This window comes from Janthinobacterium woesei (assembly GCF_051380875.1).
Classification (GTDB): Bacteria; Pseudomonadota; Gammaproteobacteria; order Burkholderiales; family Burkholderiaceae_D; genus Janthinobacterium.
Window position 1 is genome coordinate 102,351 of sequence record NZ_JBNYXW010000016.1, and the last position, 20,546, is coordinate 122,896.

A 20,546-nucleotide genomic window follows, 5' to 3' on the forward strand; every position below is an offset into this window, starting at 1 on the left:
GGGCATGAGATGATGCAGTTGAAAAAAATAGGAGCGGCACGATGAACGGCATACAGATAGCCTTGCTGATGGCGTTGTTCCTGATCGTGTTCGGCATTGTCTTGCTACTCATGCGCTTGTTTGCGGGCAGCGCGGTGCAAGTGCGCCTGGAGGCGCTTGATGGCAAGAAAATCGAGACCACCAAGGGCCGCCGCGCCAATCAGCGCTGGGTGGAACGCATCGTCAGCCTGACCCGCCCGCTGGCCAAGTTGTCCGTGCCGGAAGAAGGTTGGGATGAGTCGCCCATCCGCATCCGCTTCATCAATGCGGGTTGGCGCAAGAGCTACGCGCCGGGGCTGTTTTACGCCGCCAAGACGGGGCTGACGCTGCTGCTTCCCTTGCTGGCCTATCTGCTGCTGCGGCATGGAGACCACAATTTTTTCCTGTGGCTGATATCGGCCGCGGCCGCCGGTTATTACTTGCCCAATATATGGCTCAAGCATTGCCTGAAAGAGCGGCAACGCGAAATCTTTGAAACCTTTCCCGATGCGCTGGACCTCATGACCGTGTGCGTCGAAGCTGGCCTGGCGATGGATGCCGCGCTGGCGCGGGTGGCGCAGGAAATTGGCATGAAAAGTGAAATCCTGGCCGAGGAATTGCAATTGGTGACGTTGGAATTACGCGCCGGCAGCGCCAAGGACAAGGCCTTGCGCAACTTGGCGCTGCGCACGGGCGTGGAGGATGTCGATTCCCTGGTGACCTTGCTGATACAGGCGGAGCGCTTCGGCACCAGCATCGCCGCTTCGTTGCGGGTGCAGTCTGATCAACTGCGCACCAAGCGGCGCCAGCGGGCCGAGGAGACGGCGGCGAAAATCGCCCTCAAGCTGTTGTTTCCCTTGATATTTTTTATCTTTCCATCGTTGATGGTGGTACTCATGGGACCGGCCATTTTGCAGATTTACCGTGTCTTGCTGCCGGCGATGCGCGGCGTATGAAGTTACTCTCGGCTATCACCAGATTACCTGGCCTGTGGATGCTGGCGTGCTTGCTGCAGGGTTGCGCGGCGCCGCTGGCCCCCGCCGCGTGGAATATTCAGGCGGTGCAGCGCATCAACAATTCCGCCGGCCAGAATGCCGCCACGTACTTTGAGCTTGGAAAGTTTTATCAGGAGCGGGGGCAGCTGCAACTGGCGGCCGAGGCCTATGCCGTCTCGATTGCGCTCGACCCGCGGCAACTGGGGGCGCGCAATGCGCAGGCCGTGCTCGATGCCCGCCTTGGCCGGCTCGAACAGGCGGCCTCCGCGCTGCGCGAGCTGGTCAGCGAATATCCGCAGGCCGCCCAGCCGATGAATAATCTCGGTTATGTGTACTACTTGCAGGGGGAGCTGGCGCAGGCGTCCAGCATGCTTGAGCAGGCAGTGGCGCGCGATGGCGGCAGGCAACTGGCGCGCAATAATTTGCAACTGGTGCAGGCGGCGCAGGTGGATGCGGCAGCACCGGCAGCCGTGTCCGTCGCCGTAGCGTTACAGGCGCCGGGTAATATCGAAATTATTAACGGCAATGGCATCCGTGGCATGGCGGCCCAGGTACGCTTGCGCGTGCAGGTGCAAGGCATCGTGGTAAGCCGGCTTGGCAACCTGCCTGGTTTTCGCCATGCACGCAGCCAGATTCTGTATGCGCCAGGCAACGAGCGCCAGGCCAGTGCCTTGCGTCTTGCCGTGGCACAGCCGGGGCAGGCCATGAAACTGGTGCCAGTGGACAGTCTGGGGCGCGGCGCCGGCGTCCGCTTGATTCTGGGACGCGACCAAGCATAGCCAACGTGGCAGTAGAAAATTATTAGCATCAAAAATAACAGGGAGAAGTACATGTCTGGATTGACGAGTAGCGGTTTGCCGGCACGTTGGGCACATTATCTGGCGGCCGGCACGGCCGCCACGCTGTTGGCCGGTTGTGGCGGCGGTGGTTCTGGTAGTGCCGATTGCACTACGCTCGATCCGAGCCGCAATACGAGCTTGCCAGGTTGCGTGGTTGCGCCCGTCACGCCTGTCGTTCCCGCTGCGCCAGCGACCTTGGCGCTGAGCCTGAAGGATGGCGGCGGCAATGCGACCACGACGGTGGGGCCCGGCAATAGCGCCACCGTGCAAGCCGTGGTCAAGGACGGTAGCGGCGCGGTGTTGCCGGGTGTCTTGCTGACCTTGAATAGCAGCGACAAGAGCGCCTCCTTCACCCCCGGTTCCGCCAGTGCCCTGACGGATGCAAATGGCGTGGCCAGCATTGTCATTGCGGCCGGCAGCCAGAGCGGCGCCTTCGCGCTGACGGCCAGCGCCACGGTGAATGGCAGCGTGCTGACGTCGAGTATCAATTACAGCGTGGTCTTCCCGAGCCTGACCCTGAGTACTGTCGGCGTCGCGCCGGCGCTGCTGTCGGCGGGCGGCACGGCCGGCCTGAGCGTGACGGTCATGAATGGCGCCGCCGTCTACGCGCCGGTGCAGTCGGTCGTCTTCAGTTCGCCCTGCGCCAGCGCCGGCAAGGCGACCATCAGCACCCCCGTTAATACTGTCAACGGCGTGGCCACTACCTCATATATCGACAAGGGCTGCGGCGCGGCCGACGTGATCACGGCCAGCACGGTATTCAATGCCACCACGCTCAGCCAGACCGGCACCCTGACGGTGCAGACCGCCAGCGCCGGCCAGATTGGTTTCGTTTCCGCGCTGCCGCAAAATATCGCCCTGAAAGGGACGGGCGGTGCCGGCCGGCAAGAGTCGTCCATCGTCACCTTCAAGGTGCGCGACAGGAATGGCAATCCGGTCAGCGGGAAGGTGGTCGACTTCTCGCTCAACACCACGGCCGGCGGCTTGAGCCTGAATCCGGCGCAGTCGACCAGCGGCGCCGACGGCAGCGTCAGCACCACGGTGGCGTCCGGCACGGTGAATACGCCGATCAGAGTCACAGCAAGCCTGCAAGGCACGAGCCTGTCGACTGTATCGGATCAATTGGTGGTGTCGACCGGCATACCCGAGCAAAACAGTTTTACGCTCAGTACGTCGATGGTTAACACCGAAGGCTGGAATTTTGCCGGCTGCGCCACGCCGACCGGCGCCGCCATCACGGCCCGCCTGGGCGACCATTTCCATAATCCGGTGCCGGATGGCACGGCCGTCAGCTTCACGGCCGAAGGCGGCACGGTCGATGCTTCGTGCCTCACGGGCCTGGTGGAGACGACCTTGACCGACGGCACGATCATCACTCAGAAAGGCATACCGGGTTCGTGCTCGGTACGTTTTTGCGCCGGCAATCCGCGTCCGGCCGACGGCCGCGTAACAGTATTGGCGTATGCACTGGGAGAGGAAAGTTTTGTCGACGCCAACGGCAACAATCTGTTCGAGGCCAATGAAAGTTATGCCGACCTGGGAGAGCCGTTCCGCAATGACCGCGCGGTCAGCACCGCGAACGCCAATTTCATAGACGACGGCTGGACCAGCGGAAACGCCAGCCGCGCCGCTGGCGAACAATATATCGATTCAAACGGCAGTGGCGCCTGGGACGTAAAGGGAGATCTTCAGTATAACGGCGTGTTGCGGGCAGCCTCCAGTGTCAACACGACGGCTGCCAACACCGTGCATGTGCGCAGTGCGTTAGTGCAAGTGCTGTCGACCAGTGCTGCGAATGTCACGCCGCTCAATGGCACGGTTATCGCACTCGACCATTGCGTCAGCGGCGTTCCATTCATTAATTCGACGAAACTGATACGCGTCGCAATCCGTGACAGCAATGGCACTGTGTTTGCACTGAATAAGGCAGCTACGTCGACGCAGGCGCTGCCGTTTGATTTGCCGGGTAATATATTGCCAGCCGGTTCAACCATCACAGTCACCAGTGGCAATGGCAGGATCACCACTGGCAGCTTTTTCACGGTGCCTAACACGAGCAGCCCCGATGCCGCCAACTGGATTTATAACATAGGCCTGGCAAGCGACGCCAGCCAGACCGATGCATCCAGCGGTTATGCCTGTACCAATTCCGTCAGCAGCGGCTTGATGAGCATTACGGTGATGACGCCTTCAGGCGTAGCGACGACGTTTTCGGGATATACGATTACGGATTGAAACGGGGGCGAGACAAGCAGCGCCGCCATGGCAGCGGCGCTGTGTAGAGATTTAAGCGAACGGCGTTAGCAAGGTAATCATCTGGCCAAAGATCTTCGGGCTGGCGGCGATGACGTCGCCCTTGTACAGGTAGTCCGATTCGCCGCTGAATTCACCGACGATGCCGCCCGATTCGGTGATCATCAGCGCGCCTGCGGCGATGTCCCACGGCTTCAGGCCTTTTTGATAGAAACCGTCCAGGCGGCCGCAGGCAACATAAGCCAGGTCCAGCGCGGCCGAGCCGGCGCTGCGTATGCCCTGGCTGCGTTCACCCATGATCTGGTACATTTTCAGGTATTCGTCGAGCGCGCGCGGGCCGGCGCCGTGGCCGGTGCCCAGCAAGGCGTTCGAGATGCGATCGAGCTTGGTGACGCGGATGCGTTTTTCGTTCAGGTAGGCGCCTGCGCCCTTGGTGGCAGTGAACAGGTCATTGCGCACCGGATCGTAGATGACGGCTTGCGTGACGACGCCGCGATGCGCCAGCGCGATCGAGATGCAATACTGCGGAAAACCGTGGATAAAGTTGGTGGTGCCATCGATCGGGTCGATGATCCACTGATATTCATTCTCGTCGTGACTGTTCGCGGAAGCTCCCGATTCCTCTGCCAGGAACGCGTGGTCCGGGTAGGCCTTGGACAGCACCTCGATGATGGCTTGTTCGGCCGCCTGGTCGACGTCGGTGACGAAATCGTTATGTTGTTTTTCCGTGACGACGACGCGGTCGAGGTCAAAAGAGGCGCGATTGATGACGGCGGCGCCGCGGCGGGCGGCTTTGATCGCCGTGTTGAGCATTGGGTGCATGTGAGCTTCCGTTAAAAGCACGCGACCGCCCAAGGCCGCCTTTCGGCGCCGGTACGATAGAGTGCAAGAATGAATTAAAGAGCGGAGCGGTGCCGAAGTGGTTAAAATCCCGGCCTGGAGTCAGCGTTTTGTGACTCCGTTTCCCGAAATTTCCTGTATCGATACCGCGCAATAGCGCTATTTTAAATGAATCTGCCCGAAATCAACACGTCTCTTTTCAAACGCCTGCGATTTATTCTTGTCGAAACTAGTCGTCCTGGCAACATTGGCGGCGTTGCACGCGCCATGAAAACGATGGGTTTTTCCGATCTGGTGCTGGTCAACCCGCGCTTTCCCGATGCCTTGACGGACCCGGAAGCGGTGGCTTTTGCCAGCGGCGCGCAGGATATCCTGGCCGGCGCGCGCATCGTCGGCTCGATCGCCGAGGCGCTCGAAGGCTGCAATTACGCGGCGGCCGTCTCGGCCCGGCTGCGCGAATTCTCGCCGCCCGTAACCGCGCCGCGCGCCATCGCCGGCCAGCTGGCCGCCGCGCAAGAGCTGCACGCCGCCGTCATCTTCGGCAACGAGCGTTTCGGCTTGCCCAACGAGATCGTCGAGCAGTGCAATGTGCTGATCAACATCCCCGCCAACCCTGAATATTCGTCGCTGAACCTGTCGCAGGCGGCGCAGGTGGTGGCCTATGAGTGCCGCGTGGCGGCCTTGGGCGACGCTCAGGCGGCCAGCGTGGTCGGTTTCCATGGCGACGCGGCCAGCCTGGCGCAGGTGGACGGCATGTATGAGCATCTGCAGCAGGCGCTGGTGGCCATCGACTTCCTCGACGCCGACAATCCGAAAAAGCTCATGCCGCGCCTGAAACGCCTGTTTTCGCGCACGGGGCTGGAAACGGAAGAAGTCAATATCCTGCGCGGCATCGCGCGCCATATCCTGGCGATGGCAAAAAAATAAAACCACGCGCGCAGCGTGCCTGCGCTCCCTCCCGCTCCTGTCCCGCTCTTGTCCAAAAGCTAGATGCCACGCTCTAGTTTTTGCGTATGGATGCCGATTCCCTTTGGCGTACACTGGCCTGCAAAAGGCGGTATATAACAAAGGGAGACATGACGATGCAACGCAGATCGTTTCTGAAACTGGGCCTCATTGGCGCCGGTACGCTGGCAGCCGGCGGCGCTGCGTACCGCCTGCTGCGCGGACCTGCGCCGCCGGGGCGCTTTGTGCTCGATGGCGAGGCGCGCGCGGCATTGGCGGCCATCGTGCCGGCCATGCTGGGCGAGGCCTTGCCGCCACCGCACGCTGCTACGCGGGCCGCAGCGCTGGACGGCGCCATCGCCGGCGTGCGCACGGCCATTCTTGGCTTGCCATTGGCGCAACAGCAGGAAGTGCAGGATTTGTTCGGCTTGCTGGCACTGGCGCCCGCACGGCGCTTTGTCGCCGGAGTGAAAGGCGGCTGGCTGGATGCCGACCCGGCCCAGGTGGCCGCTTTTTTGCAATCCTGGCGCACGCACCGCCTGGCCACCCTGCAGACGGCCTACCTGGCCCTGCACGACCTGATTCTCGGCGCCTGGTACGCCGATGCCGCCCACTGGGCCGCCATCGGCTATCCGGGGCCGCTGCCCGAGCTGAGTTGAGAAAGCCACCATGAGTACATCTCCCATTCCCGACCCCATCGCCGCCGGCATTGCCGCCGGCTGGAACGTCACCGACGCCAGCAGTGTGAGCGCAGAGCGCACCCTGGAGGCTGACGTGGTCGTCATCGGCAGCGGTGCCGGCGGCGGCGTGACGGCGGAAATCCTCGCGCTGGCCGGCTTGAAAGTGCTGATCGTCGAAGAGGGCGGCTTGAAGTCCTCGAAAGACTTCAAGATGCGCGAAGCGGATGCTTATCCCACCCTGTACCAGGAATCGGCCGCGCGCAAGACGCGCGACAAGGCGATCAATATCCTGCAGGGACGTACGGTGGGCGGCTCGACGACCGTCAACTGGACCTCCAGCTTTCGCACGCCACCGGGCACGCTGGCCTACTGGCAGCAGCATTTTGGCCTGGCCGGCTACACGGTGGAAGCCATGGCGCCGTGGTTCGCCATGATGGAGACTCGCCTGCATGTGAGCGACTGGGCCGCGCCGCCCAACGAAAACAACGATCTGTTGCGCCGTGGCGCCACGGCGCTGGGCATCCCCACTGCAGCCATCCGGCGCAATGTGAACGGCTGCTGGAACCTGGGCTACTGCGGCATGGGCTGTCCGACCAACGCCAAGCAGTCGATGCTGGTGACGACGATTCCTTCGGCCTTGTCGCTGGGGGCGAGCCTGCTTACGCATGCGCGCGCGGAGCGTTTTGTCTTCCAGGGCGAGCGCATCGACAGCCTGCAGGTCGTGGCGCTCGATGCTGCCGGGCAGGCGCCCACGGGCGTGCGCATCACCGTGCGGGCCAAACATTTTGTGCTGGCCGGTGGCGCCATCAATTCACCGGCGCTGCTGCTGCGCTCGAAGGCGCCGGACCCGCATGGCTTGCTGGGCAAGCGCACCTTTTTGCATCCGACGGTGATTTCGGCCGGCCTGTTCGAACAACGGGTCGACGCCTATGCGGGCGCGCCACAGACGATTTATTCCGACCATTTCCTGCACACGGCGCCCATCGATGGGGCTATCGGCTACAAGCTCGAAGCGCCGCCCCTGCACCCGCTGCTGATGGCCACCACCATGGGCGGCTTCGGCGACGAGCACGCGCGCACCATGCGCCAATTCCCGCACGTGCACGGCTTGCTGGCGCTGCTGCGCGATGGCTTTCATTCCGAGGCGTCCGGCGGCAGTGTTGCCATCGACAGTGTCGGCGCGCCCGTGCTCGACTATCCGCTCACGCCCTTCATCTGGGATGGCGTGCGGCGCGCGCTGCTGTCGATGGCGGAAATCCAGTTCGCCGCCGGCGCGAAGAGCGTGTATCCCGTGCATGAAATGGCCAGCCACTACACCAGCTGGACGCAGGCGCAGCAAGCCATCAACGCCTTGCCGTACCAGGCCCTGCTGGCCAGGGTAGTGTCGGCCCACGTGATGGGCGGCTGCGCCATGTCGGACGATGCGCGCCTGGGCGTGGCGGCAGCGAATGGCCGCTACCACGGCGTGCGCAACCTGTCCGTGCATGACGGTTCGCTGTTTCCCACTTCGATCGGCGCCAATCCGCAGTTGACGATTTATGCGCTGGCGGCACGCCTGGCGAGCGGCCTGGCGCGGGAGCTGACGGGCACGCCGGCTCCCGTGCCCGTTCCAGCGGCGGCATGATCGCACGCATCCTCAAGTGGCTGATGCTGCTGCAGGTGCTGGCCGTGCTGGGACTTGCGTACCTGGCCATGCAGGCGTGGGGCGTTGCGCCGCCCGCCGTGGCCTTGCTGCTGGCGCTGGCCCTGCTGCTGGCCGTGCGCGCGCTGATCGTGGCGCGCAATTTCTGGCAAAGCCGGCGCCTTGGCAGTGCCGTGCCCCTGAATACCGGCTCGGCGCCCTGGGCGCCGCGCGCCTGTTCCTGGGCGAGTTGCGCGCCACCTTGTGGACTTCGTCGTGGGGCATGCTGCGTCCGCGCCTGCATGTGCTGGACGCTGACACGCCGCCCCAGGGTCTGCCGGTGCTGCTGATCCACGGCTATGTGTGCAACCGCGGCTACTGGACGCAGCTGAGCGGCCAGCTGGCGCAGGCCGGCATCGCGCATGACGCCGTCGACCTGGAGCCGATCGGCGCCGGCATCGACGCCTACGTGCCGCAAGTGGCGCAGGCGATCGAGGGCCTGTGTGCGCGCACGGGCAGCGAACGCGTGATCATCGTGGCGCACAGCATGGGCGGCCTGGTGGCGCGCGCCTGGCTGCGCCGGCATGGCGCGGCCTGCGTGGCGCGCATCATCACCGTCGGTACGCCGCACCAGGGCACGGCGCTGGCCAACCTGGCGGCGGGTACCAATGCGCGCCAGATGCGCCGCATCAACGACGCGCCCAGCGGCTGGCTGGCGCAACTGGCCGCCAGCGAGACGCCGGAAACGCGCGCCTTGTTCACCTCGATCTACTCGCATCACGACAATATTGTCGCACCGCAATCTTCTGCGCTGCTGCCCGGCGCGCGCCATATTGCCTTCGGCGGCATCGGCCATGTGGCACTGGCCAGCGATGCGCGCGTGCTGCATCAGCTGCTGGCGGAAATTACTATCAAGTACGAAGTCGGCCAACCCCCATCTTCCTCCCATGTTGCCTGAGTCCCGTGGCATCCTGTCTGCATGGCAGACGGTCTGTTTTGACTCTGCTGTTGCCCGTAATGAATAGGGCAAGGGCCAGAAAAACCTGTTTTCCACTCGCGTACTGGTTTAAGCTAACGTCAGGATGGTGCTACCGAGAAATTTATTCCTGAGGCCGCATCCGGCGCTCCATTAACATCCTGCAACGTAATGTGCCGGGATCCATGGCAAGATGTTGTAGAATTGTTATGCTGCACGCACCAGCGGAAAAATGCGCGCAGGCAGAATTGGGTCAATGCAGTTTTTATTGGGAGTGCAAATTGTCCGCGCGTATCCTGATCATCGAAGATAACGCCACCAATATGGAATTGATGGTGTACCTGCTGCGGGCCTTCGGGTATACGCCGCTGGCCGCCTATGACGGCGAGGAGGGCGTGCGCATGGCGCGCAGCGAATTGCCGGACTTGATCATCTGCGATGTGCATTTGCCCAAGCTCGATGGCTATGGCGTGGTGGCCGAGCTGAAAAAAGACCCGCTGCTGCGCAAGATTCCTGCCCTGGCCGTGACGGCGCTGGCCATGGTGGGCGACCGGGAACGCTTGCTCGAGGCGGGATTCAATGGCTATATCGGCAAGCCGATCGAGCCTGACCTGTTCGTCGCGGAGCTGGAATCTTTTTTACCCGGGGCGCCGTCGACGCCAGTTAAAAACGACATAGCCACCATACTGATCGTCGACGATCATGTACTGAACCGCGAATTCCTCACTGCGCTGCTGGGCTACAGCGGCCATCGCCTGCTGGAAGCGGCCAATGGCGCCGATGCGCTGGACGTCATGCGTACCGAGCGGCCGGACCTGATCATCTCCGATATCCTCATGCCGAACATGGATGGCTACGAATTCGTCATGCGCGTGCATGAAGATGCCGCGCTGGCTGACGTGCCCATCATTTTTTATACGGCCACTTACCGCGAGCAGGAAGCGATCCAGCTGGCGCAAGCATGCGGCGTGCGCTGGGTGCTGCCGAAACCGTCCGACCCCGAGCTCATCGTGCGCACGGTCAACGAGGCGCTGGGACTGGCCGCGCCGCCTGCCGCTGCGCTGCCCGCCGCCGTAGCCGTGCGCGCCTCGCCTGGCGCAGGCGAGCTGGCCGGCATCGACAAGCAGGTCAGCGGCTATCTGGACGAACTGGAGTCCAGCAGCTTGCACATTTCGCAGCTGGCCAGCCAGGGCGAGGGCCAGGCGGCCATGCCGGAAGACCTGGCCATCATGACGGAGCGCCTGTCGCGCTCGCTAGCTAGCCTGCAGGCGGTGAGCCTGCGCCTGACAGCGCTGATCGAGCTCGGTATCGAGCTGGGCGCCGAACGCGATCCGCGCGCGCTGATCGAGACCGGCTGCAAGGTGGCGCAAAATATCTGCGTCTCCAGATATGCCTGCATCGGCGTGCTGGAGCAGGGCGCTGAAAAACTCAGTTATTTTTCCTCGTGCGGCGCCGAAAAAAACATCGGGCACATCGCCAGCGCGCCGCGCACGGGCATCCTGAACCGGCTGCTGGAACAGCGCCAGCCCTACCGCGTGAATGGCCTGAAGGGCGATCCCGCTGCGCTGGGCTTGCCCGAGTCGCATCCTCCCGTGCACTCCTTCCTGGGCGTGGCCATCGCCTCGCGCGAGCGCAGCCATGGCTGGCTGTATCTGGTTGACAAGCTTGGGGCGAATGAATTTTCCGAAGTCGACGAGCGCGTCGCCGCCACCGTGGCCGCGCAGATCGCCGTCGCCTATGACAACCTGCTGCTGTACGATGAAATCAAGCGCCATCACGAGCAGCTGACGCTGGACATGGCGGCGCGCATCCGCCTCGACGAAGACTTGCGCCGCTTCCGCCTGGCGATGGACGCCACGGCCGACGCGATTTTCCTCATCGACCGCGCCGGCCTGTGCTTCGTCGACGTCAACCAGACGGCTTGCCGCATGCTGGGCTTCGAGCGCGAGGATTTTCTCAGGGTGGGGCCGGGCCGGGCGCATGAGGGCGAGGCCCAGCTCGAAGAGCTGTATAGCAAGCTGCTGGCGGGCGACCAGGGCAGTACGATGACGGAATTGCAGCTGCAGCGCAAGGATGGCTCGCCGCTGTCGGTGGAAGTGCAGCGGCGCACCTTGCGTTCGGGCCAGAGCTGGATCCTGGTGGCGGTGGCGCGCGATATCACCGAGCGCAAGGATGCCGAACAACGCCTGATGAAACTGGCGCATTTCGATACCCTGACCGGCTTGCCCAACCGCAGCCAGTTCTACTCCTCGCTGACCCATTCGCTGGTCCAGGCTGCCGAACACCAGTGGGCCGTGGCCGTGCTGTTCATGGATGTCGACCGCTTCAAGAATGTGAACGATACCCTGGGCCACACCCTCGGCGACGACTTGCTGCGCCAGTTTTCCAAGCGCCTGGTCGATAGCCTGCGCGTGCGCGACACCATCGGCCGCTTCGGCGGCGATGAATTTGCCGCCATCCTGCTGCTGCCCGAAGGCGCGCAGCATGCCGTGGGCGTGGTCGACAAGATCCGCGAAGCGATGCGCAAGCCTTTCGACTTGCAGGGGCATGAAGTGACGGTGACGGTCAGCGTCGGTATTTCCGTGTATCCCGACGATGGTGCCGACGCCGACACCCTGATTCAATATGCCGACACGGCCATGTACCGCGCCAAGGAGGCGGGCCGCGATACCTTCCGCTTCTTCACGGCGGAAATGAATGTGCAATCGATGGCGCGCCTGGAGATGGAAAACGCCCTGCGGCGTGCCATCGAGAACGAGGAATTCGTGCTGTACTTCCAACCCAAGGTGCATATCATCTCGGGGCGCATCAGCGGTGCCGAGGCGCTGATACGCTGGCGCCGCCCCGGTCATGGCATGGTCTCGCCGGCCCTGTTCATCCCCGTGCTCGAAGAGACGGGGCTGATCGTGCGGGTCGGCAACTGGGTGCTCGACGAGGCGTGCAAGAAAATCAGCGAGTGGTGCGCCAGCAGCATCGGTCCAGTGCACCTGTCGGTGAACGTCTCGGGCATCCAGTTTTTTGTCGGCGGCCTGGAAGAAGAAGTGCTCAAGGCGATCCGCAAGCACGACATCGCGCCCGACTTGCTGGAACTCGAATTGACGGAAAGTTCGCTGATGTCGAACGCCGAAGAAACCATCGCCGTATTGCGCAATCTCAAGGCGCTGGGCATCCAGATTTCCATCGACGATTTCGGCACCGGCTATTCCAGCCTGGCCTACCTGAAGCGCTTCCCCATCGACAAGCTGAAGATCGACATCGCCTTCGTGCGCGAAGTCACCAGCAACCCGGACGACGCGGCCATCGTCCTGGCCATCATCAGCATGGCGCACAGCATGAAGCTGCAGGTGATCGCCGAAGGCGTGGAAAACGATGCGCAGCTGGCCTATCTGCGGCGCCACGGCTGCGACGAGATGCAGGGCTACTATTTCAGCCGCCCCGTGCCGCAGGAAGAATTCGAGCAGATGCTGATGGGCGGCAAACTGCTGCAGGCGCCACAGGATGCGGGCAGCGAAGAACAGCAAACGCTGTTGATTGTCGACGACGATGTCTTCATGCTCGACGTGCTCAGCGACTTCCTGGCGCAGGATGGCTACCGCATCCTGACGGCGCAAACGGCGGCCGAGGGTTTTGATATCCTGGCGCGCCACAGGGTGCAGGTTATTTTGTGCGACCAGTGCATGCCGCTCATGAGCGGCACCGAATTCATGGAGCGCGTCAAGCACCTGTGCCCCGACACCTTCCGCATCATGCTGTCCGCCTTTGCCGATTTGACGCCGATCATGGCGGCGATTAACCGTGGCGCCGTCGACCGCTTCTACACCAAGCCGTGGAAGGGCGCCGTGCTGCGCGAAAATATCCGCGAGGGCTTCCGCCTGCACGGCCTGCTGCACGGCCCCGTCAAGGCCGCTGCCTAGGCTGCGTGTGCGCTGGCGCACGTTTAGACGCTGTTTTCTATTGGATTAGACTCCCGTCTCTAGTTTTGCTCACTAGAATAAAAAGCATCCATGATGGGCATGGCCTTGCAGATGACGGGAGCTGACGATGGTGAAGAAATTGAAGGAGCTGGCGGAAGACAAGGAACTGGCGAACGCCGTGCGTTCATCCGCGCAGCAGATCTGGCAAGCCGGCCTGGGTGCTTTTGCCAAGGCGCAGGAAGAGGGCGGCCGCGTATTTTCCAGGCTGGTCAAGGAAGGCACGCAATTTCAGCAGCGCGCCGAAGACAAGGTGGCCGGCGTCAGCGACAGCGTCGGCAAATTGGCCGATGGCGTCGGCAAGCAGGCCAGCGGCTCGTGGGACAAGCTGGAGCAAGTGTTTGAAGAGCGCGTGGCGCGCGCCCTGGCCACCATCGGCGTGCCGACGCAACATGACCTCGCCGCGCTGCACGCGCAGATTGCGGCCCTGAGCGAGCAGGTGGCGGCGCTGTCGGGCAAGGCGCAAGCCAAGCCTGGCGCCAAGGTTGTAGCAAAGGCAGCGCCCAGAAGTGTGGCGAAGCCGGCCGTGAACGCTGTCGTCAAGCCTGCCGTGAAGGCGGCGCCGAAAGCCTCACCAAAGGCAGCACCCAAGGCGGTTGCCGCCAAGGCGATCGCCAGGCCGCTGGCCAAGCCCGCAGCGTCCGCCGTTGCCAGGCCGGCGGCGAAGAAAAAAGCACCAGTGCCCTGAGCTGGCGCCGCCTCCACTCCAGCCTGCTCGCGCAGGCTTTTTTTAGCCTGCCATTTCGCCGGCACGGGCGGGCGCAGTGTTTCATTACGGCTATTTTAGGTGGTATGCTTGAGGCAGAACACAGAGAGATTGCCCGCCATGCTACAAAAAGCACCACGCCGTACCCGCGAACGCATCCTGGAGTTGTCGCTGCGCCTGTTCAACGAGTTCGGTGAGCCGAATATCACGACCACCGTGATTGCGGAAGAGATGAATATTTCACCGGGGAACCTGTACTACCACTTTCGCAACAAGGACGATATCGTCAACTCGATCTTCGTCCAGTTCGAGGCGGAAATCGAACGCATCCTGACCGTGCCGAACGGGCGCCGCTCGAATATCGAGGACGTCTGGCTGTACCTGCACCTGATGTTCGAGCTGATCTGGCGTTACCGCTTCTTTTACCGCGACCTCAACGATTTGCTGTCGCGTAACCGCAAGCTCGAATTGCACTTCAAGCTGATCCTGGCGCACAAGATCAAGGTGGCCACGCAGCTGTGCGAAGACTTGCGCAGCGAGCAATCCCTGGAAGCGTCGGACATGGAAGTAGCTGCCATGGCGACGAATATGGTGGTCGTCGCCACTTACTGGCTATCGTATGAGTACGTGCGCAATCCGCGCAAGTACAGCGAACAGCAATCGATGTCCGATGCGCTGGCGCGTGGCTGCTACCAGGTGCTGTCCCTGATCGGGCCGTATCTGCGCAATGAAACGCATCTGTTGTTTCGCAAGTTATCGGAAGAGTATGTGACTAAACTCAAGAGCGACTGACGGCCTTGCGCGGCGCGCCAGCGCTGCCGCGCAAGGTGGGCAGGCGCTTACTCACTGGAGACACGGTATGGCCTGGAAACAATTTCCCTATCCTGACGCAGCCTATGTATACACCGCGCAAAGCCTGGAAGCGGCCTGGCCGCGCCTGCATGCGGGTGACGTCGAGCCGTTTCCCACGCACCCGGCGCTGCTGCAGGCGTGGCTGGCCTTCCATGCGGGCGATTTCGAACGCGCCGTGAAGCTGGGACTGGCCGTTGGCGTGCCCGGCTACGCGGTGGCGCACAAGGCCACCTGCATCTACGCGACGCACCTGGAGCTCAATGAGCGCCAGAAACTCGACATGTACGAGGAAGTGGCGGAGCGCTGCGAGCGCCAGCAGATCGAGCAGCCGGACAATCCGGCCGGCTACTACTGGCATGCCTACAGCCTGGGCCGTTATGCCCTGGGCACGTCTGTCGTCAAGGCCCTGGCGCAGGGCATGGGCGCGCGCGTGCGCAACAGCCTGGACCGCACGATGACGGTGGCGCCCATGCATGCAGACGCGCATATCGCGTTTGGCATTTATCATACGGAAATTATCGACAAGGTGGGCGCCATGATTGGCGGCCTGACATACGGCGCCAACAAGGACGATGGCTACCAGCATTTCAAGACGGCACTGGCCCTGACGCCCCATTCGGCACTGGCCCACAGCGAATATGCGCGCGCCTTGAACATGCTCGACGGAAAGAAAAAAATGGCCGAAGCGCTGGCCCTGTATGTACTGGCGGCCGACTGTGTGGCGGTCGATGCCAAGGAGCGCCTCGAAGTCGAGGCTGCGATGGATGAACTGAAAGAATAAAGGAATGCTGTGATCAAGGCTTTATGTGTGTACTGTGGCGCCAACGCAGGCGTGTCGCCGGACTATGCGGTAGCGGCGCGCGAACTGGCGCGTGTGCTGGTGTCGGAAAATATCTCATTGGTATATGGCGGCGGCAAGGTTGGCCTGATGGGCGTGATCGCCGATGAAGTGCTGCGCCTGGGTGGCGAAGTGACGGGTGTGATCCCGACCCAGCTGGTCGAACGCGAAGTGGGCCACACGGGCTTGACGCGCCAGTTCATCGTCAAGGACATGCACGAGCGCAAGGCGATGATGGCCAGCCTGTCCGATGCCTTCATCGCCATGCCCGGCGGCTACGGCACCCTGGAGGAGCTGTTCGAGATGCTGACCTGGGCCCAGCTGGGCCTGCACGCCAAGCCGATCGGCCTGCTCAACGTCGACCAGTTCTATGACGGCTTGATTGCCTTCGTGCAAAATGGTACGCAGCAGGGGTTTATCCGCCCGCAACATGCCGCCTTCCTGAATGCCGATGCCGATCCGGCGGCGCTGGTGCAGCGCTTGAAGGACTGTACGGCGTAAGTTTTCTACACGGAAATTTTATAGCGAGCCATGCACTGCGAAGTGCATGGCTTTTTTATTTCCGCATGGAAAAATTGATCGAAATCAATAAATTAATTAATAAAAATATACCTAAAATATTTCTAAAATGGCATGTTTTTTTGAAAATGAAGATGCTTTTTGAATATTAGTGTGGTCTACTAGAATTGTTTTAAAAACACACATGCCGGCCACCCGCGAGGTGCTTTGCACTTTCCCTAAAAAAGTGCCGCCATGTTTTAAGTTGCCATGACCACGCCACTTCATCATCTCGAAAGGATGCTATTTTGAAACCTATGACCCTCTTGCGCGCGACTGCTGTCGCCGCCATACTCGCCGCCGCCGGCAGCGCCCAAGCACAAACGACCACGATCAGTTTCGATGCACTGGAACATCCTGGCTTCCTTGGTTCCGTGTTCCATTCCTACTCCGAAGGGGGTTACGATTTCAACAGCAGCTTCCTGGGCCTGTTGGGCTCGGCACATCAGAGCAACTTCGCCTATGCCGGTTCGGCCGGCCTTGGCGCGTCGCTCCTGTCGACGACGACACTGAGCCGTACCGATGGCGCCGCATTCTCGCTGAGCTCGATCAGCCTGGCTGACTACGTGAGCTTGCCTGGTGCCTTCAACGTGACCTTCGTCGGCCATCAAGTGGGCGGCAGCACGGTGACGCAAACGTTCAGCCTGAATGGCAGCCATACTTTCAGCGATTACACTTTTACGGGCTTTAGCAACTTGCTGTCGGCAACGTGGAAGGAAGGCGCCCTCCATACCTTCCAGGTCGACAATATCACCGCCAGCGTGAGCGCCGTGCCGGAACCGGCCACCTATGGCATGTTGTTGGGCGGACTGGGTCTGCTGGGCTTCCTGCTCCGCCGCAAGAACGCCGCCTGACGCCAGCGCTTGGCTGCCGCGCCGCGCGCGGCAGAGGCGAAAAAAATGCCGCTTGGTATCTTTACCAGGCGGCATTTTTCATGAAGATGGGCCTGGTCACGACCACAGGCGCTGGCCGGACAGGTCGAGCTGGGTCAGGTACAGGCGCACATCGAATTCGTACTGGTGGTATTGCGGCTCCATATACGTGCACAGCTTGTAGAAGGCCTTGTCATGTTGCTTTTCTTTCACGTGCGCCAGTTCATGCACGGCGATCATGCGCAAGAATTCCAGCGGCACTTCCTTGAACATGGTGGCGACACGGATTTCATGCTTGGCCTTGAGCTTGCCGCCCTGCACGCGTGAAATCGACGTGTGCAAGCCCAGCGCATGCTGGATCACATGGATCTTGCTGTCGAACGCTACTTTGTTGATAGGCTCGGCATTGCGCAGGAATTCAGTCTTCAAGTCTTGTACATACTGGTACAGCGCCTTGTCGTTGCGGACTTCATGCGCCTTCGGATAGCGTTTCAATAACACTTCGCCCAGCTTGTCTTGTGCGATCAGTTGCTGCACTTGCGATTGTGTTTGCTCGGAATAAGCGCTCAGGTATTTCAGGGATGGCTGCATGCGGGGAAAGGGCGGGGCGCGGGTGTGTCGGTAAGGCGAGAATGTACCATACCGTAGCACCCTGCGCTGGAAGCGGCGATTGCCAGGGGCATGGCCACGGCCAGCGAGGGGCATGCCATGCACGGCGCGACCGCGTACCGCCACCCGCCTCCCGGTGCACACCCATGCCAGCGCGTGCCGCCTGGCGAGTCCCATGGCGCCATCCCGGCGCGGGCCTGATCGGCCCACCCTTGCTCAGCCCTTGTCGCCGCCGCCCTTGGCGCCTTGCCTGCCGGCCTTGGCTTGCTGCCCGGTACTGGCGCTGGCGCGCTGGGCCGATTGGCGGCTTTCGCCGCCTTTCCTGCCGATTTCCGCCATGTGTTCGCGGTTGCGGCTGACGGCTTCACCGCCTTTTTGGCCGGCCCGCCGTGCTTCTTCCGAGTCGAACTCGTGCGCCGTGCCCTTTTGATGCGCGGCCTGGCCGCCCTTGCTGGCAATTTCGCGCTGCTGCTCCTCGTTCATGGCGGCAAAACCGCGCTTGCTCATGCCTTTCGGGCTGCTGGCATCGCTTGCTTTCTGGCTGCTGCCAGCGGCTTTGCCTTGTTCGTTACCTTGATTGCTAGCCATGCTGTTCTCCTTGCGGTCGAGTGGAAATCCGGTGCTCAGTGCGCCTGATCGGCTTGCCTGCTGGTATCGCGGTTGTGGCCTGCGCTGTCGTGGTGGCCACCGGCGTGCATTTTTTCGATCAGTTCGCGTTGGCGCTGCGTGGCTTTTTCCATTTCCTCGGCCGTCTTGCGCATCACTTCGTCGGCAAAGGCCACGGCCGTGCGGCTCGCTGTGGGGATATGTGCCTCTGCAGTGCGGTTCAGCTCGACATTGGCATTGGCGACAAGATTGCCGAGTTGCTGCCGGTACTGGAGCAGCCTGTCGCTGCCCGGCTGCAAGCGGGCCGCCGCCCGCGACAGCAATTCGCCGGTGTCGCGCGCGTACAGCAATTGCACGCTGACGCTGCTCCATTCTTGCAGCAGCTCTTGCGCCAGGCGCAGATGGAGCGCGCTCATTTGTTGCGCCGTGTCGCACATCTTGCACGATAGTTCGGTGGTGAAATTGAGCTGGGCTTCCAGCTGGGACTTCAGGGCGGGGCTGAGACTGGGATTGATGCTGTTTGTGAACATGTTCTACCTCAATGAAAATCTGGTGCGGGAAACACCCGGCGCAGCGGATGCGGCATGTGCTGAAACAAGCAAAGGGATAGACGCCGGATGGCACGCAAGGTTCCGCGCCAGATGCAGGTTTCGGGGCCGAACGGCCCCTTGCCGCCTGAAAGATGGGGGAACTTTGCGCCAGATCAAAAGAACGTTGCATCACGCCGCTGCCGCCAGCGGCCATGCTGGCTGCATGGAAAATGCGGGTTTACCGGCCCAGCCGTGCGACAATAGCCGGCTCGCGGCAGCGCAGCCGATAGCCGGCGCGCGTGGCTGAGCCGAGCATCGCCCTATTTTTTGCCTAATTTCGCGACCATGACGCATCCCGAATACATCCTGACCCTGTCCTGCCTGGACCAGCGCGGCATCGTGCACCGCGTCTCCGGCTTCCTGGCCGAACGCGGCGGCAATATCCTCGATTCGGCCCAGTTTGGCGACCAGCAATCCCAGCTGTTTTTCATGCGCGTGCATTTCGCGCTGGAAGATGGCGCCGTCAGCGACACCCAGTTGCGCAGCGACTTCGCCGTCCTGTCGCAAGCCATGCAGCTAAACGGTCCGTTCCACGGCCAGTTGCACGATGCGCGCGTCAAGCCGCGCGTGATGCTGATGGTGTCGAAGATTGGCCATTGCCTGAACGATTTGCTGTTTCGCTACAAGAGCGGCTTGTTGAACGTGGAAATCCCCGCCATCGTCTCGAACCACATGGAGTTCTACCAGCTGGCGGCCAGCTACAATATTCCGTTCCACCACCTGCCGCTAGCGGCGGGCGCGCCGGAAGCGGCCAAGCTGGCGCAGGAAGCGAAGATCATCGAACTGATGGACACGCACCAGATCGACCTGGTGGTGCTGGCGCGCTACATGCAAATCCTCTCGCCCGGCCTGTGCCAGGCGCTCGATGGCCGCGCCATCAATATTCACCACTCTTTCTTGCCCAGCTTCAAGGGTGCCAAGCCATATGCGCAGGCGCATCACCGCGGCGTCAAGCTGATCGGCGCGACCGCGCATTTCGTCACCGGCGACCTGGACGAAGGCCCGATCATCGAGCAGGACGTCGAGCGCGTCGACCATGCGATGGATGCCGAGACCCTGACGGCCATCGGCCGCGACGTCGAGTGCGTGGTGCTGGCGCGCGCCGTGAAATGGTTCGTCGAGCACCGCATCTTGAAAAATGGCGACAAGACCGTGGTTTTTCGCTGACACCCGCCAGTACAATATTGATATCTACTTTACCGAGACAGAAACACGATGGCCCTCAAAGCAACAATTTTCAAAGCCGATCTGCAGATCGCCGACATGGACCGCAATTACTACCAGGATCACGCGCTGACCCTGGCGCGCCACCCGTCCGAAACGGATGAGCGCATGATGGTGCGCCTGCTGGCGTTCGCCATCCACGCCGACGAGGCGCTGACCTTCACCAAGGGCCTGTTCGACACGGAAGAGCCTGACCTGTGGCAGAAAGACCTGACGGGCGCCATTCAGCTGTGGATCGAAGTGGGCCAGCCCGACGAGAAACGCATCCTGAAGGCTTGCGGGCGTTCGGAACAAGTGATTGTCTATAGTTATGGTGCAACCAGCCACATCTGGTGGAAGCAGATCGCCAACAAGCTGGAACGGGCGAAGAACTTGACCGTGATCAATCTTCCATCGGAGGCGGCGCAAGAGATGAGCAGGCTGGCGCAGCGCAACATGCAGCTGCAATGCACGATCCAGGATGGCCAGATCTGGCTGACCGACAGCGTCAACACGGTCTTGATCGACCGCGAACCGGTGAAGCCGGCCCGCTGATTTTCAGCTGTCCCAAACG

At 61.9% G+C, this 20,546-nt stretch carries 20 protein-coding genes; 16 read left to right on the forward strand and 4 right to left on the reverse strand.

Annotated features, from left to right (window positions below):
* Window positions 1-41: 41 nt before the first annotated feature.
* Genes ACQ4W6_RS19110 through ACQ4W6_RS19120 form a run of 3 tightly spaced genes read left to right on the forward strand, consistent with a single transcriptional unit; the run spans window position 42 to window position 4,087 of the window.
* The gene (locus ACQ4W6_RS19110; protein ID WP_436568754.1) at window positions 42-974 is read left to right on the forward strand and encodes a type II secretion system F family protein; all 933 of its coding nucleotides are present in this window, start codon (window positions 42-44) and stop codon (window positions 972-974) included.
* Entirely contained in the window at window positions 971-1,792 is an 822-nt protein-coding gene (locus tag ACQ4W6_RS19115; protein WP_436568755.1) for a LytR C-terminal domain-containing protein, read from the forward strand. Before ACQ4W6_RS19110 ends, ACQ4W6_RS19115 begins: the two co-directional genes overlap by 4 nt.
* A gap of 51 nt (window positions 1,793-1,843) precedes the next feature.
* Window positions 1,844-4,087, forward strand: a complete 2,244-nt coding sequence (locus ACQ4W6_RS19120; protein ID WP_436568756.1) for an Ig-like domain-containing protein — start codon at window positions 1,844-1,846, stop codon at window positions 4,085-4,087.
* A gap of 51 nt (window positions 4,088-4,138) precedes the next feature.
* Here ACQ4W6_RS19120 and ACQ4W6_RS19125 read toward each other — a convergent pair whose 3' ends face one another.
* Complete coding sequence (locus ACQ4W6_RS19125; protein ID WP_436568809.1) at window positions 4,139-4,918, reverse strand: inositol monophosphatase family protein; 780 nt, start codon at window positions 4,916-4,918, stop codon at window positions 4,139-4,141.
* Between the two features lie 195 nt (window positions 4,919-5,113).
* Here ACQ4W6_RS19125 and ACQ4W6_RS19130 point away from each other — a divergent pair, with 195 nt between their 5' ends.
* The 11 genes from ACQ4W6_RS19130 (at window position 5,114) to ACQ4W6_RS19180 (ending at window position 16,946) form a co-directional block, all read left to right on the forward strand.
* Window positions 5,114-5,872 carry an RNA methyltransferase gene (locus ACQ4W6_RS19130; protein ID WP_436568757.1) on the forward strand — a complete coding sequence of 253 codons (759 nt, stop codon included), beginning with the start codon at window positions 5,114-5,116 and terminating at the stop codon, window positions 5,870-5,872.
* A 149-nt stretch (window positions 5,873-6,021) separates the two neighbouring features.
* Window positions 6,022-6,549 carry a hypothetical protein gene (locus tag ACQ4W6_RS19135; protein ID WP_436568758.1) on the forward strand — a complete coding sequence of 176 codons (528 nt, stop codon included), beginning with the start codon at window positions 6,022-6,024 and terminating at the stop codon, window positions 6,547-6,549.
* A gap of 10 nt (window positions 6,550-6,559) precedes the next feature.
* Entirely contained in the window at window positions 6,560-8,194 is a 1,635-nt protein-coding gene (locus ACQ4W6_RS19140) for a GMC family oxidoreductase (protein ID WP_436568759.1), read from the forward strand.
* Entirely contained in the window at window positions 8,191-8,541 is a 351-nt protein-coding gene (locus tag ACQ4W6_RS19145) for a hypothetical protein (protein ID WP_436568760.1), read from the forward strand. The genes ACQ4W6_RS19140 and ACQ4W6_RS19145 overlap by 4 nt, the downstream gene beginning before the upstream one ends.
* A complete protein-coding gene (locus ACQ4W6_RS19150) occupies window positions 8,475-9,149 on the forward strand; it encodes an esterase/lipase family protein (RefSeq protein WP_436568761.1) in 675 nt (224 codons plus the stop codon). The genes ACQ4W6_RS19145 and ACQ4W6_RS19150 overlap by 67 nt, the downstream gene beginning before the upstream one ends.
* A 299-nt stretch (window positions 9,150-9,448) precedes the next feature.
* The gene (locus tag ACQ4W6_RS19155) at window positions 9,449-13,081 is read left to right on the forward strand and encodes an EAL domain-containing protein (RefSeq protein WP_436568762.1); all 3,633 of its coding nucleotides are present in this window, start codon (window positions 9,449-9,451) and stop codon (window positions 13,079-13,081) included.
* Window positions 13,082-13,208: 127 nt separating this feature from the next.
* Window positions 13,209-13,826, forward strand: coding sequence for a phasin family protein (locus ACQ4W6_RS19160; RefSeq protein ID WP_436568763.1), 618 nt, complete (start codon window positions 13,209-13,211; stop codon window positions 13,824-13,826).
* A 138-nt stretch (window positions 13,827-13,964) separates the two neighbouring features.
* Window positions 13,965-14,636 (forward strand): TetR/AcrR family transcriptional regulator, encoded by a 672-nt coding sequence (locus ACQ4W6_RS19165; protein ID WP_436568764.1) that lies wholly within the window; start codon window positions 13,965-13,967, stop codon window positions 14,634-14,636.
* Window positions 14,637-14,703: 67 nt separating this feature from the next.
* Window positions 14,704-15,477: a tetratricopeptide repeat protein gene (locus tag ACQ4W6_RS19170; protein ID WP_436568765.1), complete on the forward strand. Its 774-nt coding sequence runs from the start codon at window positions 14,704-14,706 to the stop codon at window positions 15,475-15,477.
* 12 nt (window positions 15,478-15,489) lie between these two features.
* The gene (locus ACQ4W6_RS19175) at window positions 15,490-16,035 is read left to right on the forward strand and encodes an LOG family protein (RefSeq protein ID WP_436568810.1); all 546 of its coding nucleotides are present in this window, start codon (window positions 15,490-15,492) and stop codon (window positions 16,033-16,035) included.
* Window positions 16,036-16,340: 305 nt separating this feature from the next.
* Window positions 16,341-16,946, forward strand: a complete 606-nt coding sequence (locus ACQ4W6_RS19180; protein WP_436568766.1) for a PEP-CTERM sorting domain-containing protein — start codon at window positions 16,341-16,343, stop codon at window positions 16,944-16,946.
* Between the two features lie 96 nt (window positions 16,947-17,042).
* On the opposite strand, the gene ACQ4W6_RS19185 is transcribed toward ACQ4W6_RS19180, so the two are convergent.
* The 3 genes from ACQ4W6_RS19185 to ACQ4W6_RS19195 all read right to left on the reverse strand — a co-directional run bounded on the left by ACQ4W6_RS19185 (window position 17,043) and on the right by ACQ4W6_RS19195 (window position 18,709).
* Complete coding sequence (locus ACQ4W6_RS19185) at window positions 17,043-17,555, reverse strand: YgjP-like metallopeptidase domain-containing protein (protein WP_436568767.1); 513 nt, start codon at window positions 17,553-17,555, stop codon at window positions 17,043-17,045.
* A gap of 234 nt (window positions 17,556-17,789) precedes the next feature.
* A complete protein-coding gene (locus tag ACQ4W6_RS19190; protein ID WP_436568768.1) occupies window positions 17,790-18,161 on the reverse strand; it encodes a KGG domain-containing protein in 372 nt (123 codons plus the stop codon).
* A 35-nt stretch (window positions 18,162-18,196) separates the two neighbouring features.
* Window positions 18,197-18,709 (reverse strand): phasin family protein, encoded by a 513-nt coding sequence (locus tag ACQ4W6_RS19195; RefSeq protein ID WP_436568769.1) that lies wholly within the window; start codon window positions 18,707-18,709, stop codon window positions 18,197-18,199.
* A 345-nt stretch (window positions 18,710-19,054) separates the two neighbouring features.
* On the opposite strand from ACQ4W6_RS19195, the gene purU reads away from it, so the two are divergent.
* Both purU and ACQ4W6_RS19205 read left to right on the forward strand, forming a co-directional pair.
* A complete protein-coding gene (gene purU / locus ACQ4W6_RS19200) occupies window positions 19,055-19,936 on the forward strand; it encodes a formyltetrahydrofolate deformylase (RefSeq protein ID WP_436568770.1) in 882 nt (293 codons plus the stop codon).
* A 48-nt stretch (window positions 19,937-19,984) separates the two neighbouring features.
* Window positions 19,985-20,527, forward strand: a complete 543-nt coding sequence (locus ACQ4W6_RS19205) for a YaeQ family protein (RefSeq protein ID WP_436568771.1) — start codon at window positions 19,985-19,987, stop codon at window positions 20,525-20,527.
* Window positions 20,528-20,546: the final 19 nt, after the last annotated feature.

What these genes read in the sequence shown, in the direction of transcription:
- ACQ4W6_RS19150 (WP_436568761.1), top strand. Translation starts at nt 8,475, where the DNA reads ATGCTGCGTCCGCGCCTGCATGTGCTGGACGCTGACACGCCGCCCCAG.
- ACQ4W6_RS19125 (WP_436568809.1), bottom strand. Translation starts at nt 4,918, where the DNA reads ATGCTCAACACGGCGATCAAAGCCGCCCGCCGCGGCGCCGCCGTCATC.
- ACQ4W6_RS19185 (WP_436568767.1), bottom strand. Translation starts at nt 17,555, where the DNA reads ATGCAGCCATCCCTGAAATACCTGAGCGCTTATTCCGAGCAAACACAA.
- ACQ4W6_RS19130 (WP_436568757.1), top strand. Translation starts at nt 5,114, where the DNA reads ATGAATCTGCCCGAAATCAACACGTCTCTTTTCAAACGCCTGCGATTT.
- ACQ4W6_RS19205 (WP_436568771.1), top strand. Translation starts at nt 19,985, where the DNA reads ATGGCCCTCAAAGCAACAATTTTCAAAGCCGATCTGCAGATCGCCGAC.
- ACQ4W6_RS19145 (WP_436568760.1), top strand. Translation starts at nt 8,191, where the DNA reads ATGATCGCACGCATCCTCAAGTGGCTGATGCTGCTGCAGGTGCTGGCC.
- ACQ4W6_RS19135 (WP_436568758.1), top strand. Translation starts at nt 6,022, where the DNA reads ATGACGATGCAACGCAGATCGTTTCTGAAACTGGGCCTCATTGGCGCC.
- ACQ4W6_RS19170 (WP_436568765.1), top strand. Translation starts at nt 14,704, where the DNA reads ATGGCCTGGAAACAATTTCCCTATCCTGACGCAGCCTATGTATACACC.
- ACQ4W6_RS19160 (WP_436568763.1), top strand. Translation starts at nt 13,209, where the DNA reads ATGGTGAAGAAATTGAAGGAGCTGGCGGAAGACAAGGAACTGGCGAAC.
- purU (WP_436568770.1), top strand. Translation starts at nt 19,055, where the DNA reads ATGACGCATCCCGAATACATCCTGACCCTGTCCTGCCTGGACCAGCGC.
- ACQ4W6_RS19115 (WP_436568755.1), top strand. Translation starts at nt 971, where the DNA reads ATGAAGTTACTCTCGGCTATCACCAGATTACCTGGCCTGTGGATGCTG.
- ACQ4W6_RS19140 (WP_436568759.1), top strand. Translation starts at nt 6,560, where the DNA reads ATGAGTACATCTCCCATTCCCGACCCCATCGCCGCCGGCATTGCCGCC.
- ACQ4W6_RS19190 (WP_436568768.1), bottom strand. Translation starts at nt 18,161, where the DNA reads ATGGCTAGCAATCAAGGTAACGAACAAGGCAAAGCCGCTGGCAGCAGC.
- ACQ4W6_RS19165 (WP_436568764.1), top strand. Translation starts at nt 13,965, where the DNA reads ATGCTACAAAAAGCACCACGCCGTACCCGCGAACGCATCCTGGAGTTG.
- ACQ4W6_RS19110 (WP_436568754.1), top strand. Translation starts at nt 42, where the DNA reads ATGAACGGCATACAGATAGCCTTGCTGATGGCGTTGTTCCTGATCGTG.
- ACQ4W6_RS19195 (WP_436568769.1), bottom strand. Translation starts at nt 18,709, where the DNA reads ATGTTCACAAACAGCATCAATCCCAGTCTCAGCCCCGCCCTGAAGTCC.
- ACQ4W6_RS19120 (WP_436568756.1), top strand. Translation starts at nt 1,844, where the DNA reads ATGTCTGGATTGACGAGTAGCGGTTTGCCGGCACGTTGGGCACATTAT.